Origin of the sequence: Hymenobacter sp. IS2118 (genome assembly GCF_000715495.1) — a bacterium.
Classification (GTDB): domain Bacteria; phylum Bacteroidota; class Bacteroidia; order Cytophagales; family Hymenobacteraceae; genus Hymenobacter.
Genome location: NZ_JNLX01000071.1, coordinates 1 through 1,848, shown reverse-complemented (window position 1 = coordinate 1,848; position 1,848 = coordinate 1). Strand labels below are relative to the sequence as shown.

Genomic DNA, 1,848 nt, shown 5'->3' with positions numbered 1-1,848 from the left:
TCAAGGCGGCAGCCTGTTGGTAGACCTCGAATTGCCCTAAAAAAACCAGCTTCTCCTGGAGGTAGGGGCTGATGCCAAACCCGTTTGGGTGCACGCTAAAGGCCTCACTATTAGCTACTTGGATTTGGCCAAAGCGCGTCATCATCTTTTTTTTTACGCCGGTCGGCTGGCACGGAGCCCATGTTGCGCTCCAACACTTGACGGCCCAATTCCAGCCAGATGGCTTCAAACGACTTCTCGTAATCGTAGAAAGTCGGCGCGGTCCCGAGGGCCTGCAAATCGTTGTACTTCTGCTCGGCCAAGGCGAGATATTCGGCTTTGCTCATGGCGGTGGTGGGGGAGGTAGGCATGACACAAGTTACCAATACGCCGCGACAATTTGAATTGCACCCGGACGCCTTATTCTTCCCCAATTCCGTTTACCGCCCTGCGGTGCCAGCTAAAGCGTACCTCACTCATGCCCCTACTCGCCACTTCCGACCACTACACCCTCGACCTACCTGCCGGCCACCGCTTCCCCATCGCCAAGTACTCCCTGATTCGGGAGCAGCTGTTGTGGCAGGGCATCGCGGCAGCCGAGGACTTCTACGAGCCCGGCCTGTGTGCCGAAGAAGACGTGCTGCGCGTGCACACGGCCGAGTACTGGCACAAGGTGCGCGACCTGCAGCTATCCGCAGCCGAGGTGCGGCGCCTGGGCCTGCCGCAAAGCCCGCAGCTGGTGCGGCGCTCGCTGAGCAGCAGCGCCGGCACCCTGCAAGCGGCCCTGCACGCATTACAAGACGGCGTGGGCCTGAACCTGGCCGGTGGCACCCATCACGCCTTTGCCGACCGGGGCGAGGGATTTTGCGTACTCAATGACCAGGCCATCGCCGCCGCGCACCTGCTGGCTCACGGTTTGGCGCAACAGATTCTAATAGTGGATTTGGACGTGCATCAGGGCGACGGTACAGCCAGTATTTTCCAAAGCGAGCCCCGGGTGTTCACGTTTTCCATGCACGCCGGGGCCAACTACCCACTGCGAAAAGAAACGTCGGACCTGGATATTGCCCTGGAGCTGGGCACCGGCGATGCCGACTATCTGCGTCTGCTGCACGAGGCGCTGCCCAAACTGCTGGCCCAGGTGCAACCAGATTTCGTGTTCTACCAAGCCGGAGTCGATGTGCTGGCTACCGATAAACTCGGAAAATTGAGCCTCACCCCTGCCGGCTGCCGGCAGCGCGACGAATACGTGCTGGGCCTGTGCCGCGAGCAACAGTTGCCGGTGGCCGTGAGCATGGGCGGCGGCTATTCCGAGCGACTGGCCGACATCGTGGACGCGCATTGCAACACGTTTCGGGTGGCATTTGAGCTGTGGGGATAAAGCGGTAGAACTACCTTTGCCATCCATGAAAAACGCTGCCTCTACGCATCCCACGCCAGTTACCGTACCCGTGCGGCTCGACGAACAACCAGCGGGCACCCTCGCCCAGCAGGCTTTCCGCCAGGCCATTCTGGACGTGGAGAACCTGCGCGAGCGGCTGCGCGACCTGCGCGCCGAGCAGGCGGAGACGCGTCGGCGCTACTGGCAGCAGGTGGGGCCTGCCGCCACGGCCGTGGTAGCCGCCCGGCGCAGCCTGTTTCCGTCCCTCGAAGATGCCCTGCTGCTGGGCTACTTCAGCCGCTTGGAAGAGCAGCAGATTACCAACCTGATTGTGGGCAATGCCCAGGCGCTGGAAGACCGGTTTGGCGAAGATGAAGGCGAAATACTGCGCAAATACGCCCCCGTCGCCCGCCGCCACTCCGCCACCCAGGCCCAGCCCGAGCCGCACCACAGCGCCGACGCGCCCGACCCCTACACCCCCGACCCCA

General features: G+C 62.4%; 2 protein-coding genes and 1 pseudogene. 2 read left to right on the top strand and 1 reads right to left on the bottom strand.

The window, feature by feature from the left end; translation table 11 throughout:
• Positions 1-350 (bottom strand): annotated as a pseudogene (locus GM79_RS05850) (ISLre2 family transposase); the annotation flags it as partial.
• Positions 351-457: 107 nt separating this feature from the next.
• On the opposite strand from GM79_RS05850, the gene GM79_RS05845 reads away from it, so the two are divergent.
• Together GM79_RS05845 and GM79_RS25380 are read left to right on the top strand one after the other, a co-directional pair.
• The gene (locus tag GM79_RS05845; RefSeq protein ID WP_035560692.1) at positions 458-1,360 is read left to right on the top strand and encodes a histone deacetylase; all 903 of its coding nucleotides are present in this window, start codon (positions 458-460) and stop codon (positions 1,358-1,360) included.
• Positions 1,361-1,385: 25 nt separating this feature from the next.
• Positions 1,386-1,848 (top strand): hypothetical protein (locus tag GM79_RS25380; RefSeq protein ID WP_035560690.1); only part of this gene is annotated, 463 nt, incomplete at its 3' end.

What these genes read in the sequence shown, in the direction of transcription:
- GM79_RS05845 (WP_035560692.1), top strand. Translation starts at nt 458, where the DNA reads ATGCCCCTACTCGCCACTTCCGACCACTACACCCTCGACCTACCTGCC.